Origin of the sequence: Mesorhizobium sp. M1329 (assembly GCF_040318035.1) — a bacterium.
In the GTDB taxonomy this organism is placed as follows: Bacteria; Pseudomonadota; Alphaproteobacteria; order Rhizobiales; family Rhizobiaceae; genus Mesorhizobium.
The window spans coordinates 131,151-145,938 of record NZ_JAMYLN010000002.1; the positions used below are offsets into that span (position 1 = coordinate 131,151).

Annotated in this window: 20 protein-coding genes; 15 read left to right on the plus strand and 5 right to left on the minus strand. The window is 63.3% G+C overall.

The features are described from left to right. Window positions 1-4: 4 nt before the first annotated feature. Window positions 5-259 (minus strand): acyl carrier protein, encoded by a 255-nt coding sequence (locus tag NKH21_RS02470; RefSeq protein ID WP_023677013.1) that lies wholly within the window; start codon window positions 257-259, stop codon window positions 5-7. A 202-nt stretch (window positions 260-461) separates the two neighbouring features. Here NKH21_RS02470 and NKH21_RS02475 point away from each other — a divergent pair, with 202 nt between their 5' ends. From NKH21_RS02475 to NKH21_RS02490, 4 genes are read left to right on the plus strand one after another with little or no spacing between them, the layout of a single operon-like run. After that, window positions 462-1,304 carry an urease accessory protein UreD gene (locus tag NKH21_RS02475; RefSeq protein WP_352663714.1) on the plus strand — a complete coding sequence of 281 codons (843 nt, stop codon included), beginning with the start codon at window positions 462-464 and terminating at the stop codon, window positions 1,302-1,304. Window positions 1,305-1,332: 28 nt separating this feature from the next. Beyond that, the gene (locus NKH21_RS02480; RefSeq protein WP_023693076.1) at window positions 1,333-1,635 is read left to right on the plus strand and encodes an urease subunit gamma; all 303 of its coding nucleotides are present in this window, start codon (window positions 1,333-1,335) and stop codon (window positions 1,633-1,635) included. An 18-nt stretch (window positions 1,636-1,653) separates the two neighbouring features. Continuing rightward, a complete protein-coding gene (locus NKH21_RS02485; RefSeq protein ID WP_352663712.1) occupies window positions 1,654-1,908 on the plus strand; it encodes a DUF1272 domain-containing protein in 255 nt (84 codons plus the stop codon). Window positions 1,909-1,937: 29 nt separating this feature from the next. After that, on the plus strand, window positions 1,938-2,243 hold the full coding sequence (locus tag NKH21_RS02490) for an urease subunit beta (RefSeq protein WP_352567600.1): 306 nt from the start codon (window positions 1,938-1,940) through the stop codon (window positions 2,241-2,243). Window positions 2,244-2,269: 26 nt separating this feature from the next. Here NKH21_RS02490 and NKH21_RS02495 read toward each other — a convergent pair whose 3' ends face one another. After that, window positions 2,270-2,764 carry a hypothetical protein gene (locus NKH21_RS02495; protein WP_352663710.1) on the minus strand — a complete coding sequence of 165 codons (495 nt, stop codon included), beginning with the start codon at window positions 2,762-2,764 and terminating at the stop codon, window positions 2,270-2,272. A 126-nt stretch (window positions 2,765-2,890) separates the two neighbouring features. After that, complete coding sequence (locus NKH21_RS02500) at window positions 2,891-3,274, minus strand: hypothetical protein (RefSeq protein ID WP_352663708.1); 384 nt, start codon at window positions 3,272-3,274, stop codon at window positions 2,891-2,893. A gap of 179 nt (window positions 3,275-3,453) precedes the next feature. Between NKH21_RS02500 and ureC the strand changes: the two genes are divergently transcribed. The 8 genes from ureC (at window position 3,454) to NKH21_RS02540 (ending at window position 9,904) form a co-directional block, all read left to right on the plus strand. Beyond that, entirely contained in the window at window positions 3,454-5,166 is a 1,713-nt protein-coding gene (gene ureC, locus NKH21_RS02505; protein ID WP_502903371.1) for an urease subunit alpha, read from the plus strand. Between the two features lie 4 nt (window positions 5,167-5,170). Next, a complete protein-coding gene (locus tag NKH21_RS02510) occupies window positions 5,171-5,947 on the plus strand; it encodes a hypothetical protein (RefSeq protein WP_352663706.1) in 777 nt (258 codons plus the stop codon). 115 nt (window positions 5,948-6,062) lie between these two features. Beyond that, window positions 6,063-6,656, plus strand: a complete 594-nt coding sequence (locus NKH21_RS02515; protein ID WP_352663704.1) for a hypothetical protein — start codon at window positions 6,063-6,065, stop codon at window positions 6,654-6,656. 57 nt (window positions 6,657-6,713) lie between these two features. Further along, window positions 6,714-7,298, plus strand: a complete 585-nt coding sequence (locus NKH21_RS02520; protein WP_352663702.1) for an urease accessory protein UreE — start codon at window positions 6,714-6,716, stop codon at window positions 7,296-7,298. After that, the gene (locus NKH21_RS02525; protein ID WP_352663700.1) at window positions 7,291-7,980 is read left to right on the plus strand and encodes an urease accessory protein UreF; all 690 of its coding nucleotides are present in this window, start codon (window positions 7,291-7,293) and stop codon (window positions 7,978-7,980) included. Before NKH21_RS02520 ends, NKH21_RS02525 begins: the two co-directional genes overlap by 8 nt. Beyond that, window positions 7,977-8,417, plus strand: coding sequence for a DUF3995 domain-containing protein (locus NKH21_RS02530; protein WP_352862937.1), 441 nt, complete (start codon window positions 7,977-7,979; stop codon window positions 8,415-8,417). The genes NKH21_RS02525 and NKH21_RS02530 overlap by 4 nt, the downstream gene beginning before the upstream one ends. Continuing rightward, window positions 8,414-9,055 carry an urease accessory protein UreG gene (ureG, locus tag NKH21_RS02535; protein ID WP_352862938.1) on the plus strand — a complete coding sequence of 214 codons (642 nt, stop codon included), beginning with the start codon at window positions 8,414-8,416 and terminating at the stop codon, window positions 9,053-9,055. Before NKH21_RS02530 ends, ureG begins: the two co-directional genes overlap by 4 nt. Window positions 9,056-9,136: 81 nt before the next feature. Further along, the gene (locus NKH21_RS02540; RefSeq protein ID WP_352663694.1) at window positions 9,137-9,904 is read left to right on the plus strand and encodes a class II aldolase and adducin N-terminal domain-containing protein; all 768 of its coding nucleotides are present in this window, start codon (window positions 9,137-9,139) and stop codon (window positions 9,902-9,904) included. 22 nt (window positions 9,905-9,926) lie between these two features. On the opposite strand, the gene NKH21_RS02545 is transcribed toward NKH21_RS02540, so the two are convergent. Further along, window positions 9,927-10,559, minus strand: a complete 633-nt coding sequence (locus NKH21_RS02545) for an HAD family hydrolase (RefSeq protein ID WP_352663692.1) — start codon at window positions 10,557-10,559, stop codon at window positions 9,927-9,929. A gap of 361 nt (window positions 10,560-10,920) precedes the next feature. On the opposite strand from NKH21_RS02545, the gene NKH21_RS02550 reads away from it, so the two are divergent. Then, the gene (locus NKH21_RS02550; RefSeq protein ID WP_352862939.1) at window positions 10,921-11,880 is read left to right on the plus strand and encodes a sugar-binding transcriptional regulator; all 960 of its coding nucleotides are present in this window, start codon (window positions 10,921-10,923) and stop codon (window positions 11,878-11,880) included. Window positions 11,881-11,954: 74 nt separating this feature from the next. On the opposite strand, the gene NKH21_RS02555 is transcribed toward NKH21_RS02550, so the two are convergent. Further along, window positions 11,955-12,140 (minus strand): hypothetical protein, encoded by a 186-nt coding sequence (locus tag NKH21_RS02555; protein ID WP_352663688.1) that lies wholly within the window; start codon window positions 12,138-12,140, stop codon window positions 11,955-11,957. Window positions 12,141-12,250: 110 nt separating this feature from the next. On the opposite strand from NKH21_RS02555, the gene gcvA reads away from it, so the two are divergent. Both gcvA and NKH21_RS02565 read left to right on the plus strand, forming a co-directional pair. Further along, window positions 12,251-13,162 (plus strand): transcriptional regulator GcvA, encoded by a 912-nt coding sequence (gene gcvA, locus NKH21_RS02560; RefSeq protein ID WP_352663686.1) that lies wholly within the window; start codon window positions 12,251-12,253, stop codon window positions 13,160-13,162. Window positions 13,163-13,375: 213 nt separating this feature from the next. Then, the gene (locus tag NKH21_RS02565; protein WP_352663684.1) at window positions 13,376-14,686 is read left to right on the plus strand and encodes an ABC transporter substrate-binding protein; all 1,311 of its coding nucleotides are present in this window, start codon (window positions 13,376-13,378) and stop codon (window positions 14,684-14,686) included. Window positions 14,687-14,788 lie beyond the last annotated feature (102 nt).

Here is a 14,788-nt window from a genome sequence, read left to right on the forward strand (position 1 = left end):
TCAGTCAGGCTTTTTTCGCGATCAGCGCGCGAACCGCCTCGACCATGTCGCCGACATTCTTCAGATTGCTCCAGGCATCGACCGTGTTCATCTCGATTTCGATGCCATACTCTTCCTCGAGATCGAAGATGATTTCCGTCAGTTCCAGCGAATGGATGCCAAGGGCAGTCAGTTCGGTACTGGTGGTGATTTCCTCGCCGCCCGGCTCGGCGTGAGCCTTGATCTTGGCGATGATATCGTTTGCCAGCTGGTCAGCCATTCGGTTTCTTCCCCAACTCTGTCGTTTCCCGACGCCAACTGATCAGCGCCCCTTTTGTCCTCGATTACGTCGTCATCGTCGCCCTTTACCCCCGCCGGGCGCCGGTGACCGTACCAAGGTGGCTCCCTCTATAGAAACCGAAACGCTGTCAAGCAACAAGCTATATATCGACAAAGCCGCCGCAGTGCTTAACGTTGGTGTCGTGGACACGATCGCATATAGCTTGACCTCAGTGCCGCCGGCCCAGCGTGTTGCCGGCGTCGCGCGGCTTGGCTGCGACTGGAAGGGGGGCCGCACGCGTCTTCGGCGCCTGTACCAGGACGGCTCGGCCAAGATCCGCATGCCGGCAGTCTCGGCCGATCCGCTCGAAGCTGTCCTGATCAACACCGCCGGTGGGCTGACCGGTGGCGACCGTCTCGCCTGGGAGGTCGATGTCGGTGCCGGCGCCTCCGCAACCATAACAACGCAGGCCTGCGAGAAAATCTACCGCGCCGCATCCGACCGTGCCGAAGTGCGGGTGCAGCTGACCGTCGGCGAAGGCGGCCACATTGCCTGGCTGCCGCAGGAAACCATCGTCTTCGACCGCTCGGTCTTTGCCCGCACGCTTGACGTGGAGCTTGCCGCTGGAGCCGAGGCGCTGATCCTGGAGGCTACCGTCTTCGGCCGCCTGGCCATGGGTGAACGGGCTTCGCAAGGCCAATTCCACGACCGCTGGCGCGTCCGCCAGGACGGGAAGCTAGTCCATGCCGAGGAGTTCCGTATCGGGCCGGACATTGCGGCCACCTTGAACCGTCCGGCGGTTGGCGGCGGTGCCGTCGCCGTGGCGACGCTGCTGATGGTGTCGCCGCGGGCAGAGGCTTTGCTCGAGCCGGCCCGGGGCATAGTCGGCGGCCAGGGCGCCGTGAGTTTCTGGAGTGTACGGAAATCTGGCAAGCTTCTTGCGAGGCTGTTCGCCGAGGACGGCTACCAGCTCCGCAAGCGGCTGGTGCCGCTTGTCGAATTGCTCAACGGACGGGCGGGCCTGCCCAAATTATGGTCACTTTGATTTTGATTATACCACCGCAGGAAAACGCATGAATCTAACGCCGAGGGAGAAAGACAAGCTGCTGATCGCCATGGCGGCGATCGTGGCCCGCAAGCGGCTCGAACGCGGCGTCAAGCTCAACCACCCGGAAGCGATCGCGCTGATCACCGATTTCGTCGTCGAGGGTGCCCGCGACGGCCGCCCGGTCGCCGAGCTGATGGAGGCCGGCGCCCATGTGGTCACCCGGGCCCAGGTGATGGAGGGCATTGCCGAAATGATCCACGATGTGCAGGTCGAGGCGACGTTTCCCGACGGTACCAAGCTGGTGACCGTGCACGAGCCGATCAGATAACACCGCAAGGAGAGGAAAATGCTTGAGCTGCGCCCCAACTGCGAATGCTGCGACAAGGATCTGCCACCTGATGCGACGGATGCGGTGATCTGCACCTTCGAATGCACCTTTTGCGCCGACTGCGCACAAAACGTGCTCGGCGGCGCCTGTCCGAATTGCGGCGGCAACTTCTCGGTCCGCCCGATCCGTCCGGCAGCGCTGCTGAACAAATATCCAGCCTCCACCAGACGTGTGCTGAAGGCCGAAGGCTGCGACCCCCGCAAGGCCGCCTGATCCGGCGACCGTGAAACGGAAGGCAATCAATGATCCCCGGCGAAATCATCACGGCAAGCGGCGAGATAGAGCTGAACAAGGGTCTGGCGACGGTCACCTTGAAGGTAGCCAACAGCGGCGACCGGCCGATCCAGGTCGGCAGCCATTACCACTTCTTCGAGACCAATGAGGGACTGAGGTTCGATCGCGACAAGGCCCGCGGCATGCGGCTCGACATCGCTGCCGGCACCGCCATGCGCTTCGAGCCGGGGCAGGAGCGCGACGTTACCCTGGTGCCGCTCGGCGGCAAGCGCGAGGTCTACGGGTTTCAGCAGAAGATCATGGGCGCGCTGTGAGATCGAAGGCGTCGAGCAGTTTCGGCTCAGCCGGGCGGCTTGGCCGCCGCGTAAATGACGACCTTTCCCGGATCGTCGAATTCTACCGCCAGAACGTCCTCGGTCTGCACACGCCGCGAGTCGATGGCGTTGAACAGCAATGCGTTCGCCTCGATCTCCTTGCGCAGCTCGGCAATGTCGTCCCGATGTTGCCTGACCTTGTTCTCGATCGCCGGCGGCGGGCCGCCTTCGGTGCGCGCGGCATCGGTAAGAAACACGATATCGACCCTGTCGAGCTTGGACGTCTTGCGCACGGCGGCGATGTTCTCACGCGTGCGGTCGATCGCCGAACTGACCTTGCCGGCTTCCGCATTTGTCTTGGTCTCTTCCTGGCCGACCTCCGAGCCGACGATCCGGTTGACGGTCTCGGCGCTGTCCAGGCTTTGCGCGTTCAGCGCGGCGTGCGGAATGCTGGCTGCCAGAAATGCGGTCGCGGCAATCCCATGCAGCCATCTGGTGTCGGACAAGGTGGTGATCGCCATCGCTCGTTCTCGGGGTCCTTTTCGAGGCTTGTGTCAGGGCGACAGGACCGAAACGTAACGTCCCCCGTGAAGGTTCCCTTTGCGATGCGGCGGGCTGGCGGGGCGCCCGCCCGCCGCCTCGTCTCGTCAGCTCGCTTTCTTGGTGATCAGCGTCAGCGCGCCATTGGTGCTCATGCTGGCGGCGATCACCTGCGCCGAGGTGAGCCCTTTGGCTTCGAGCGCGGACTTGACCTGCGGTGTCGCGTCGATCGAGCCGCGCAGTTTCTGCAGATCGGCATCGCTGCGCTTGGCGATCACCTCGTTGACCTTGGCTTGAGTGTCCGCCGGCAGATCCTTGATATCGACGACGTTGATCGCCTGGATGGTGGGCGCCTGCGGCTGCGCCCCGGGTGCGGCAGGAGCAGGCACGGCCGGCGCCGGACTGGGCTGCTGCGCAGGCTGCTGCTGGGCGCTGGCGGCGGTTGCGAGCACCAGCGTGGCGGCGGCTGCCAGAAGGGTCGTTTTGCGCATGGATGTTCCTTTCCATCGATTGGCAAATGGTCGTTTTGGGGTGACCTGGCCACCTCAACCGCCAAATGGGATCGGAAAGTGTCGCTCAGCGGGTCATTGCGTGACCATAGGATGGCGGCAATGTGGGCCCCGGCTTCGACAAGCCGTATTTTCGGGCTGTATTTCGGGAGCAATTGCTGATGGCTAGAATCACCCGCGCCGCCTATGCCCAGATGTACGGCCCGACCTTTGGCGACAAGGTCCGGCTCGCAGACACCGAGCTGTTCATCGAGGTCGAAAAGGATCTCACCCTTTACGGCGAGGAGGTGAAATTCGGCGGCGGCAAGGTCATCCGCGACGGCATGGGCCAGAGCCAGGTTTCGCGCGCGCAAGGCGCGGTCGACACCGTCATCACCAATGCGCTGGTCGTCGATGCCACCGCCGGTATCGTCAAGGCCGATATCGGCCTCAGGGACGGCCGCATCGCCGCGATCGGCAAGGCCGGCAATCCGGATACTCAAGGCGGCGTCACCATCATCATCGGCCCGGGCACCGAGATCATCGCCGGCGAGGGCAAGATCCTGACCGCCGGCGGCTTCGACGCGCATATCCACTTCATCTGCCCGCAGCAGATCGAGGAAGCGCTGATGTCGGGCATCACCACCATGCTCGGCGGCGGCACCGGCCCGGCGCACGGTACGCTGGCGACCACCTGCACGCCGGGGCCGTGGCATCTGGCGCGCATGATCCAGTCTTTCGACGCCTTCCCGATGAATATCGGCCTGTCGGGCAAGGGCAACGCGTCGCTGCCTGCCGCGCTCGAGGAGATGGTGCTCGCCGGCGCCTGCTCGCTGAAGCTGCACGAGGACTGGGGCACCACGCCGGCTGCAATCGACTGCTGCCTGTCGGTCGCCGACGATTACGACGTGCAGGTGATGATCCACACCGACACGCTGAACGAGTCCGGCTTCGTCGAAAACACGGTGGCGGCCATCAAGGGTCGCACCATCCATGCCTTCCACACCGAAGGCGCCGGCGGCGGCCACGCACCTGATATCATCAAGGTCTGCGGCCTGCCCAACGTCATTCCGTCCTCGACCAATCCGACCCGTCCCTATACGGTCAACACGCTGGCCGAACACCTCGACATGCTGATGGTCTGCCACCATCTGTCGCCGTCGATCCCCGAAGATATCGCCTTTGCCGAAAGCCGCATCCGCAAGGAAACCATCGCCGCCGAAGACATTCTGCACGACATCGGCGCCTTCTCGATCATCTCGTCGGACAGCCAGGCCATGGGCCGCGTCGGCGAAGTGGCGATCCGCACCTGGCAGACCGCCGACAAGATGAAGCGCCAGCGCGGTTCGCTGCCGCAGGAGACCGGCGACAACGACAATTTCCGCGTTCGCCGCTACATCGCCAAATACACCATCAATCCGGCCATCGCGCATGGCCTGTCGAAGGACATCGGCTCGGTGGCGGTGGGAAAACGCGCCGATCTCGTGCTGTGGAACCCGGCCTTCTTCGGCGTCAAGCCGGACATGGTGCTGATCGGCGGCATGATCGCGGCGGCCCCGATGGGCGACCCCAACGCCTCGATCCCGACGCCGCAGCCGATGCATTACCGGCCGATGTTCGGCGCTTATGGCAAGGCGATGACCAATTCGTCGGTGACCTTCGTTTCCAAGGCCGCGCTCGATTCCGGCCTGCGCGGCAGGCTCGGCGTCGACAAGCAGATGGTCGCCGTCGAGAACACCCGCGGCGGCATCGGCAAGCACTCGATGGTGCTCAACGACGCCACGCCGCATGTCGAGGTCGACCCCGAAACCTACGAGGTCCGCGCCGACGGCGAACTCTTGACCTGCGAGCCCGCAACCGTGCTACCGATGGCGCAACGATATTTTCTGTTTTGAGGTGATGAGTGTTCTGGCGCGCTCCCCGCTGGACGCCGACGACGAGGAGTGGCAGCTCGATTGCTGGGGTTGGCTGCTCAAGCATTTCGGCGGGGCGGCGGCACTGCGCAAACGTTCGCTGATCCTGCCGACGCGAGCGTTTTTCACCCCGTCCGAAGAACGGGGGCACGCCGCTGAATCGCACTATTTCAGGCAGGTGGCGGCATATTTTGACATCGATGCCGCCCGCTTCAATTTCGTGCCGCAGGAAGATTCAATCGATCCGGTTTTCGGACCGCTTCAGGTCCTTCAGAACGCGCCGCGAGAGCCTGCCGGGACCTTCTCCGTATCCCTGGGCGGTGCCATGACAATCACCTACAATCCGGCGATCGTTCCGAAGCCCATGAAGCTCATTACGACCTTCGCGCATGAGATTTGCCATCCGTTGCTGCTCTCGGTGTCTGAAGAACCGCCGGGCGGCTCCGAGATGGAGGAGTTCGCGACCGATCTCGCAGCCACCTTCTTCGGCTTTGGAATCTTCAATTCCAACACCGCGGCGAGTTTCACTCAGTACCGCGACACTGCCACCGGCACGCAAGGCTGGTCCTTCGAGCGACAAGGCTATCTGTCGCCAGCGGAACGCGCGTTTGCGCTGGCGCTGTTCATCCAGGCGCGTGGTCAGGGAGTACAAGAGGCAGGCGAGTATTTGGATTCCGGGCCGTTGGCCTATTTTCGTAAAGCAAGGAAGTATCTGGCGCAGACGCCATCCATTTCATCCGATCTGCTTGCGGCGAACCAATAACCAAGGTCTCAACGGACTCAAGATTCGAACGGTAGGTCAGCGACGCAGAAACCGGTTTTCACTTTTCAGGATCTTGGTCTAGAACGTTTGATGTAGAACATGCCGCGCCAGGCTTATGGACCAGCAACTCCCCTACGCCCACGACATTTTCCCGCATATCCGCATCGTCCTGGGCATGGTGATCGGCCTTGGCGTCACCCGCCTTTTGTCGGGGCTTGCCCGCATCGTCCAGCATCCCGGCCAGTACCGGCTCTATCCCGTGCACCTCGCCTGGGTTGCGTCGGTGCTTTTGATGCTGGTGCATTTCTGGTGGTGGGAGTTCGGTCTGTTCCAGATCGAGAATTGGACCTTCGGCAAATACTTGTTCATCATCTTCTACGCCGTCACGCTGTTCCTGCTCTGCGCGCTGCTGTTCCCGGATTCGATGCTTGACTACACCAGCTATGAGGATTTCTTTTATTCGCGCCGGGCCTGGTTCTTCGGCCTGCTGGCGGCGACCTATCTGCTCGACGTGATCGATACGCTGCTGAAAGGTCCGGAGCATTTCGCCCATTTCGGCGTCGAATATCTGATCCGCACGCCGGTTTTCGTCGCGCTTTGCGTCGTTGCGATCCTGCTGCGCGACCGCCGCTTTCACATCGCCTTTGTCGCCGGCGCGCTCGTCTATCAGATATCGTTCATCCTGCGGCTCTTCGACACGATTGTTTGAGCGCCATTGGGGCGGCTGATCTGATAGTCTAGGCTTTTTGCGAAAGGCAGTTTTTACATGAAGCTCGATATTCGCACCGACTTCACCAAATTCCCGCGCGCCGTCTCCGTCTTGGCCGCAGGCGAAGCCGGAACCACCACACCATACGACAGTGCGGTGCTTGCCCATGACGAGCGGCATCTGCGCCGTCGCGCCATCGAAACGGCCCGTAGCGACAAGGTGCTGGTCGACCTGCCCGAACCGGTGACCTTGAACCATGGTGACCGGCTGGTGCTGGAGGATGGCCGTCACATCGAGATCATCGCGGCCGAGGAGCCGCTCTACGACGTCCGGGCCAGCGACCCTGTCCATCTGGCCGAGCTGGCCTGGCACATCGGCAACCGCCATCTCGCAGCCGCCATCGAAGCTGGGCGCATCCTCATTCTGCGCGACCATGTCATCAAGGCGATGCTGGAGGGATTGGGCGCCGCGGTGAGCGACGTCTCCGAGCCGTTCAGGCCGATGCGCGGCGCCTATTCCGGGCATGGCGGGCACGGCCATGCTCATGCCGAGGCGCATACGCACAGCCACGCCGAATCGCATTCCCATAGCCATAGCGAATCGCATTCCCACAGCCATTCGCACGACCATGACCATGACTGACCAGCCCTCCAACGTGGCCCAGCCTTCCAACATTGCTTTGTTGCGGCTGATGGCGTGGCTGTCGCCCTCCTTCCCGGTCGGCGGCTTTTCCTACAGCCATGGCCTGGAACAAGCCGTGCACGCCGGGCTGGTTGCCGACAGCAAAGAGCTCGCCGCGTGGCTGGAAACGCTGGTCGAGATGGGTTCGGGCTGGAACGATGCGGTGCTGTTCGCCGAGAGCTGGCGCCGGGCGCGCGAAACCGGCGATCTCGATGAAATCGTTGCCCTTGCCGAAGCTCTGGCAGGCTCGCGCGAGCGTCATACCGAGACGATGCTGCAGGGCGCCGCCTTCCTGAAGGCGGCCTCGGCCTGGCCGTGCCAGGTGCTGGATCGCCTGCCGGCCGAATGTGCCTATTGCGTTGCCGTCGGCGCCGTTGCCGGCGATCACGGCATTTCGCTGCGGGATGCCCTGGCGGCCTTCCTGCAGGCCTTCTTCTCCAACCTCGTCCAGGCTGCGATCCGGCTTGGCGTCCTCGGCCAGAGCGCTGCGATGGCGCTGCTCGCCGCCTTCGAACCGCTGGCCTTGGCGACGGCCGACCGCGCCGCCCGCTCGACGCTCGACGATCTCGGCGGCTGCGCCTTCGTTTCGGATATCGTGGCGATGAAGCACGAGACCCAGTATTCTCGGCTGTTCCGCTCATGATCGTCCTCGCTTTCGCGCTCTCGCTCGTCCTGCTGTTGATCACCGCACTGCATGTCTATTGGGGCATTGGCGGCATCTGGCCGGGCAGGGACGCCGCCTCCTGCGCCCACGCCGTCATCGGCTTTCGCGGCGTCGACGAGATGCCGGCACCCTTCGCCAGCTTCGCCGTCGCCGCATGTCTCGGCCTGGCGACACTGTGGCCGATGGCGCTCGAGGGCGTCTTTGCCACGCCGTTTCCCAAGGCTGGGCTTGCCGCCACGTCACTGCTTATCGCGCTGGTTTTCCTGGCGCGCGGCATTGCCGGCTTCACGCCCTGGTGGCGCCGGCTGACGCCCGAACAGCCTTTCGCGAGACTCGATCTGCGTTATTATTCGCCGCTGTGCCTGCTGATCGGGCTTGGCTTTGCTGTTCTTGACCTCACGGAGTTCCCCGCATGACATCGCCCAACGGTCCTCTTCGCATCGGCATTGGCGGTCCGGTCGGCTCGGGCAAGACGACGCTCACCGAAAAGCTCTGCAAGGCGCTGCGTGACGAGTTTTCGATCGCCGTCGTCACCAACGACATCTACACCAAGGAAGACGCCATGATGCTGGCCCGGCTGCAGGCACTGCCCGAGGATCGCATCGTCGGCGTCGAGACCGGCGGCTGTCCGCACACCGCCATCCGCGAGGACGCCTCGATCAATCTGCAGGCGATTGCCGAGATGACCAGGAAGTTTCCGGACCTCGATATCGTCTTCATCGAATCGGGCGGCGACAACCTCGCCGCCACCTTCTCGCCGGATCTTGCCGACCTGACGCTCTATGTCATCTCGGTTTGCCAGGGCGAGGAGATTCCGCGCAAGGGCGGGCCGGCGATCACCCGGTCCGATTTCCTGGTCATCAACAAGAGCGACCTTGCGCCCTATGTGAACGTCAATCTCGACATCATGGAACGCGACGCTGCCCGTATGCGCGGTAAGCGGCCGTTCGGTTTCACCGACCTGTCGCGCGGCAAGGGACTGCAGGACGTGGTCGATTTCATCGTCGAACATGGCGGGCTCAGGGTCGGCACGGCCACCAGCACGGCGGCATAACGGCGCTCGCCTGCACCAAACGAAACCGGTTGCGCGTCTTCCAGCCGCGCGGCATCCTTGCTTCGTTCACGGAGGTTTACGATGAGCATCACGCGCCTGCAGAAGGAAGTGCTGACCAACCTGCCGTTCTATGAGGAGCGCGTCGATCTGGCTTGCGCCTTCCGCTGGACAGCGCGGCTCAACATGCACGAAGCGGTGGCCAATCATTTCTCGCTGGCCGTCAACGACGACGGCTCGCAATTCCTGATGAATCCCAACCAGGTGCATTTCTCGCGCATCAAGGCGAGCGACCTGTTGCTGATCGACGCCAATGATCCTGACACGCTGGTCGGCCCGAATGCGCCCGACCCGACGGCGTGGGGCCTGCACGGCGCCATCCATCGCAACGTCGGTCACGCGCGCTGCGTCATGCATGTCCACTCGATCCACGCCACCGTGCTTGCTTCGCTTGCCGACTCGACGCTGCCGCCGATCGACCAGAACTCGGCGATCTTCTTCAACCGCCATGTCGTCGACGCTCACTATGGCGGGCTGGCCTTCGAGGAAGAGGGCGAGCGCTGCTCGCAGCTTCTTGTCGACCCGAAGGTCAAGGTGATGGTGATGGGCAACCATGGCGTGCTGGTCATCGGCGACAGCGTCGCCGATACCTTCAACCGCATGTTCTATTTCGAGCGCGCCGCCGAAACCTATATCAAGGCGCTGTGGACCGGCCGGCCGCTGCGGGTACTGTCGGATGAGATCGCCGAAAAGGCGGCAAGGGAACAGGAAGACTATCCCGGCCAGGCCGAGCGCCACCTCTCCGAACTGAAGGAGATCCTCGACGAGCAGGAGCCTGCCTACCGGAATTGAGTGCGGTCCAGCCGGGCCTGGCCTAAAGCCCGAGTTCGGCCCGCAACTGGTCGGCGGTGTTGACGACAATCGCGCCCGGCGGCCCCTCCATGGGCACCTCTGGCCAGAAGATCGTCTTCATTCCAGCTGCCAGCCCCGCCGTGGCGCCGGTCACGCTGTCGTCGACCGCCACGGCCCCAGCGGGATCGACGTCGGCCAACCAGGCGGCGCGCAGGAAAGGTTCGGCATGCGGCTTGCCTTCGCGCACGTCGTTGCGGCTGATGGTCTTCATGCCGGGGTAGAAAAGGCCGACGGCGCGCAGATTGGCGTCGACGATCAGCCTGTCCGAGTTGGACACCACCGCTTGCGGCACGCCAAGCGCGCGCAGCTCATTGAAAATCTCGATCGCGCCGGTGCGTGGCATCAGCGTTTCGGCCATCGGCAGATAGTGATCGTATTTGCGCACGATCCAGTCGTCGAAAGGCAGGTCGAGGCCGAACTCGTCGCGCAGCATTTCGTAGACCGGCCATGCGGCGATGCCGAGCACCCGCTCGTGCAAGTTGGCCGGCGGTGCGATGCCGACGCTGTGCAGCGCCGCAATCAGCGCTGCCTCGTGCAGCGGCTCGCTGTCGACCAGCGTGCCGTCCATATCCCAGAAAACCGCTTTCGGCGTCATGCAAGGCTCCATTCACAAAAAATCCCTTAAAGCGTTTAGCGCGGGAGATAAACCGCCGCGTCCCCGCTAATGCATGTCGCGCAAAAATGTGCAGCGGTTTTGCGATGACGACATGCATAAAAAAGAACCTAAAGCGCGTCACATGAGGCCGATCGAACGCGACGCGCTTTAGAACCGAGATTGGTACGACCTCGACAGCCTTGCAGTTGCAACGAGCTGGCTCGACCCCCTCACTTCGCTGCAAACACCAAGTTTCAGCCCTAAGCAATTGCTCTTGCAATAGGCAATTGCGCGCAAGTTCATTCCCTGCGAAACTACGGCGCTCCGCCTCATATGCTCGGCGGGGCTGGGAGGCACGGACTTGAATTCGCGGCAGGATAGCGGCGGCAACAGGCTGGACGACGCGGCGCGCGCCGGCTGGCTCTATTACGTTGCCGGCAACACCCAGGACCAGATCGCCGCCACGCTTGGCATCTCGCGGCAGACGGCGCAGCGGCTGGTGTCGCTCGCAGTCTCCGAAGGGCTGATCAAGGTGCGCGTCGACCATCCGATCGCCAATTGCCTCGACCTTGCGGCACGGCTGAAATCGCGCTTTGCGCTTGATCTGGTCGAGGTGGTACCGAGCGATCCCGCTTCCTCCTCCACCGTCATCGGCGTTGCCGAGGCGGCGGCGGCCGAGATCGAACGGCGGCTGCGGTCGCCGACGCCGATTGTCATGGCGATCGGCACCGGCCGCACGCTGAAGGCCGCGATCGAGCAGCTGCCGCCGATGGAATGCCCGCAGCACAAGGTGGTATCGCTGACCGGCAACATCTCGCCGGACGGCTCGGCCGCCTTCTACAACGTCATCTTCACCATGGCCGACAGGGTCAAGGCGCGCTCGTTTCCGATGCCTTTGCCGGTCATCGCCTCCTCGCCGGAGGAGCGCGAGATGCTGCTCAGCCAGCCGATGATCCAGCCGACGCTGGCGCTCGCGGCCGAGGCCGACGTCACCTTTGTCGGCATCGGCGATCTCGGCCCGAAGGCGCCGCTTTACGAGGACGGCTTCATTTCGGAGGGTGAATTAAAGGCGCTGCAGAAGGCCGGCGGCGTCGCCGAGATCGTCGGCTGGGTATTCGATCGCGACGGCCGCATGATCGACGGCATCACCAACGACCGGGTGTCGTCGGCGCCGCTGCCGTCGCGCGAAAAGTCGCTGGTGATCGCGCTTGCCATGGGCGACCGCAAGCTGCCGGGCATCTTCGCCGCCGTCAACCGGCGGCTGGTCAACGGCCTCATCACCGATGAGCGGACCGCCGCCGCCTTGCTGGCGGGCGCATGATCTCCGAGCCGCTGGCGGTCGGAAACGATCATGTGAAATCGAAACGCATCTGAACCCCGATAAAACGAGCGACATTACTGGTGCCGGCCGCAAGGATCGTTGCCGTCGAGGAAGCCCATGTCGCGCTGCAGATGCGGCGGCAGTTCCCGGACGTCGAGATAGGCCCGTTTCCGCGCCGCGTGCCCTGCCAATCCCCGCGCCAGCCGTGAAAACCAGCCATGGGCTGGAGCAAGAAGCAGCTTTTCCTGTATCGTGGTCATGATCGTCAGCCTTCACTATCTCTAGGCGTAATTGATCTTCAATACGGAATATCGGTAGGACCGGCCGGTGCCGCCAATCAAACGTCGATCACTGCCCATAAGGAGGGCTTATGCCGGAGCTCAATTCACGACAGCTGATTTCGCAGCTTCCTCCGCTTCAGGCGATCCGGGTGTTCGAGGCGGTGGCGCGGCATCTCTCGTTCACCAAGGCCGCCCAGGAGCTTGGCATGACGCAGGCGGCGGCAAGCTATCAGATCAAGCTTCTGGAGGAGCGCATCGGCGCGCCCTTGTTCCTGCGCCAACCAAAACAGATCGTTCTGACCGAACCCGGCCAGCGCCTGGCACCTGCGGTCAGCGAAGCGTTCGCGCTGTTGAGCGGCGCCTATGCCGCCGCGCGCACCGGCGCAGACGGCGTGCTTTGCGTTTCGACGCTGCTGACCTTTGCCTCCAATTGGCTGGCGCAGCATCTCGGTTCGTTCCAGGTCGCGCATCCGTCGCTGGCGGTGCGCGTCGATACCTCGAACAGGGTTGTCGACTTTGCCAGAGAGGATATCGACATCGCCATCCGCTCCGGCGGCGGCAACTGGCCGGGCGTCGAGACCCATATGCTTTTCAGGGCCGATTTCACGCCCGTTCTTAGTCCAAAGCTCGCGGCAAGCATCGGCGGCGTCAAGGAGCCGGCCGACCTGCTGCGGCTGCCGATCCTCGACCCCGGCGACATCTGGTGGCGGGACTGGTTCGCCGCCGCCGGCCTGCCGGTCGAGGAGCTGGCCAAGCGCCCCGGCACCAGCATGGGCGCACAGGCCTATGAGGCCAATGCCGCGATTGCCGGCCACGGCGTGGCGATCGTTACCAAGGCGCTGTTCAAGACCGAACTTGCCGACGGCCGCCTGATCCAGCCCTTTGATCTGGTTGGTGACGACGGCCATGCCTATTGGCTGGTCTATCCGACGGCGCGGCGCAACGTGCCGAAGATCCGCGCCTTCCGCGATTGGATCCTGAGCGAGATCGCTTGCCAATAGGCTGAATCCCAGCAAGCCCGATAGCAAAGCTCCGGACCCAATCAGCCCGGCCGAATCCTTCATCAGACATGCCGCAAACGTCCCAGGCTTGTCGCTGCACCAGACCGGCGTGCTGCGCTGCAGCAACGAATCCGTCTTGACATAATTCAGCGCGAGTGAGTAATTGCTCACAGCCAAGGCAAATGCTCATCTTGGTTTATGGGAGGAATTTTGATGAAACTTCGCACGTTCACCCTAGGCCTGTTCTCGGCCAGCGCCCTCGCGTTCGCCGCGCATGCCGAATCCATCACCATCGCCACCGTCAACAATGCCGACATGATCCGGATGCAGACGCTGACGGACGACTTCAGCAAGGCGAACCCCGACATCACGCTGAATTGGGTCACGCTGGAAGAGAACGTGCTGCGCGAGCGCGTCACTACCGACATAGCCACCAAGGGCGGCCAGTATGACGTGATGACCATCGGCACCTATGAAGTTCCGATCTGGGCCAAGCAGAACTGGCTGCTGCCGCTCGACAAGCTCGGCGACGATTACGACGCCAAGGACATCCTGCCGGCCATCGCCGGCGGTCTGTCGGTCGACGGCAAGCTCTACGCAGCGCCCTTCTACGGCGAAAGCTCCTTCGTCATGTACCGCAAGGACCTGATGGATAAGGCCGGGCTGAAGATGCCCGACGCACCGACCTGGGACTTCATCAAGCAGGCCGCCGACAAGATGACCGACCGAGCCAGTGGCGTGAACGGCGTCTGCCTGCGCGGCAAGGCCGGCTGGGGTGAGAACATGGCTTTCCTGACCGCCATGTCGAACTCCTTCGGCGCACGCTGGTTCGACGAGAACTGGAAGCCGCAGTTCGACCAGCCCGAATGGAAGAGCACGCTGCAATTCTATGTCGACCTGATGAAGGCCGACGGCCCCGAGGGTGCCTCGTCCAACGGCTTCAACGAAAACCTGGCGCTATTCCAGCAAGGCAAGTGCGGCATGTGGATCGATGCCACGGTCGCGGCATCCATGGTCTCCGACCCGAAGAGCTCGAAGGTCGCCGACAAGGTTGGCTATGCGCTGGCGCCTGACAATGGCCTCGGCAAGCGCGGCAACTGGCTGTGGGCCTGGTCGCTGGCTGTTCCGGCCGGTACGCAGAAGACCGACGCGGCCGAGAAGTTCGTGGCCTGGGCAACCAGCAAGCATTACTCCGAGCTCGTCGCCTCCAAGCTAGGCTGGGCCAGCGCTCCTCCGGGCACGCGCACCTCGCTCTACGCCAATGCCGAGTACCAGAAGGCGGCGCCCTTCGCCAAGATGACGCTGGACTCCATCAACGCCGCCGATCCGACGCATCCGACGGTCAAGCCGGTGCCTTATGTCGGCGTCCAGTTCGTCGCCATTCCCGAGTTCCAGGGTCTCGGCACCACCGTCGGTCAGCTCTTCTCGGCGGCACTCGCCGGCCAGTCGAGCGTCGACGATGCCTTGAAGCAGGCCCAGGACGCCGCCACCGCGACGATGACCGAGGGCGGTTATATCAAGTAGGCTCCTCCCGGTGCCGAATGCCGGTCGTCGATCATGACCGGCAACGGCCGCCCGAATTCCCAGTTCGGGCGGCCAGCTTCTTACCGCCGAAAACTTGGCTGA

Bases quoted from the DNA above. Each gene is read 5' to 3' on its own strand.
- NKH21_RS02470 (WP_023677013.1), bottom strand. From the start codon at position 259: ATGGCTGACCAGCTGGCAAACGATATCATCGCCAAGATCAAGGCTCAC.
- NKH21_RS02480 (WP_023693076.1), top strand. From the start codon at position 1,333: ATGAATCTAACGCCGAGGGAGAAAGACAAGCTGCTGATCGCCATGGCG.
- NKH21_RS02485 (WP_352663712.1), top strand. From the start codon at position 1,654: ATGCTTGAGCTGCGCCCCAACTGCGAATGCTGCGACAAGGATCTGCCA.
- NKH21_RS02490 (WP_352567600.1), top strand. From the start codon at position 1,938: ATGATCCCCGGCGAAATCATCACGGCAAGCGGCGAGATAGAGCTGAAC.
- NKH21_RS02495 (WP_352663710.1), bottom strand. From the start codon at position 2,764: ATGGCGATCACCACCTTGTCCGACACCAGATGGCTGCATGGGATTGCC.
- NKH21_RS02500 (WP_352663708.1), bottom strand. From the start codon at position 3,274: ATGCGCAAAACGACCCTTCTGGCAGCCGCCGCCACGCTGGTGCTCGCA.
- ureC (WP_502903371.1), top strand. From the start codon at position 3,454: ATGGCTAGAATCACCCGCGCCGCCTATGCCCAGATGTACGGCCCGACC.
- NKH21_RS02510 (WP_352663706.1), top strand. From the start codon at position 5,171: ATGAGTGTTCTGGCGCGCTCCCCGCTGGACGCCGACGACGAGGAGTGG.
- NKH21_RS02515 (WP_352663704.1), top strand. From the start codon at position 6,063: ATGGACCAGCAACTCCCCTACGCCCACGACATTTTCCCGCATATCCGC.
- NKH21_RS02520 (WP_352663702.1), top strand. From the start codon at position 6,714: ATGAAGCTCGATATTCGCACCGACTTCACCAAATTCCCGCGCGCCGTC.
- NKH21_RS02525 (WP_352663700.1), top strand. From the start codon at position 7,291: ATGACTGACCAGCCCTCCAACGTGGCCCAGCCTTCCAACATTGCTTTG.
- NKH21_RS02530 (WP_352862937.1), top strand. From the start codon at position 7,977: ATGATCGTCCTCGCTTTCGCGCTCTCGCTCGTCCTGCTGTTGATCACC.
- ureG (WP_352862938.1), top strand. From the start codon at position 8,414: ATGACATCGCCCAACGGTCCTCTTCGCATCGGCATTGGCGGTCCGGTC.
- NKH21_RS02540 (WP_352663694.1), top strand. From the start codon at position 9,137: ATGAGCATCACGCGCCTGCAGAAGGAAGTGCTGACCAACCTGCCGTTC.
- NKH21_RS02545 (WP_352663692.1), bottom strand. From the start codon at position 10,559: ATGACGCCGAAAGCGGTTTTCTGGGATATGGACGGCACGCTGGTCGAC.
- NKH21_RS02555 (WP_352663688.1), bottom strand. From the start codon at position 12,140: ATGACCACGATACAGGAAAAGCTGCTTCTTGCTCCAGCCCATGGCTGG.
- gcvA (WP_352663686.1), top strand. From the start codon at position 12,251: ATGCCGGAGCTCAATTCACGACAGCTGATTTCGCAGCTTCCTCCGCTT.
- NKH21_RS02565 (WP_352663684.1), top strand. From the start codon at position 13,376: ATGAAACTTCGCACGTTCACCCTAGGCCTGTTCTCGGCCAGCGCCCTC.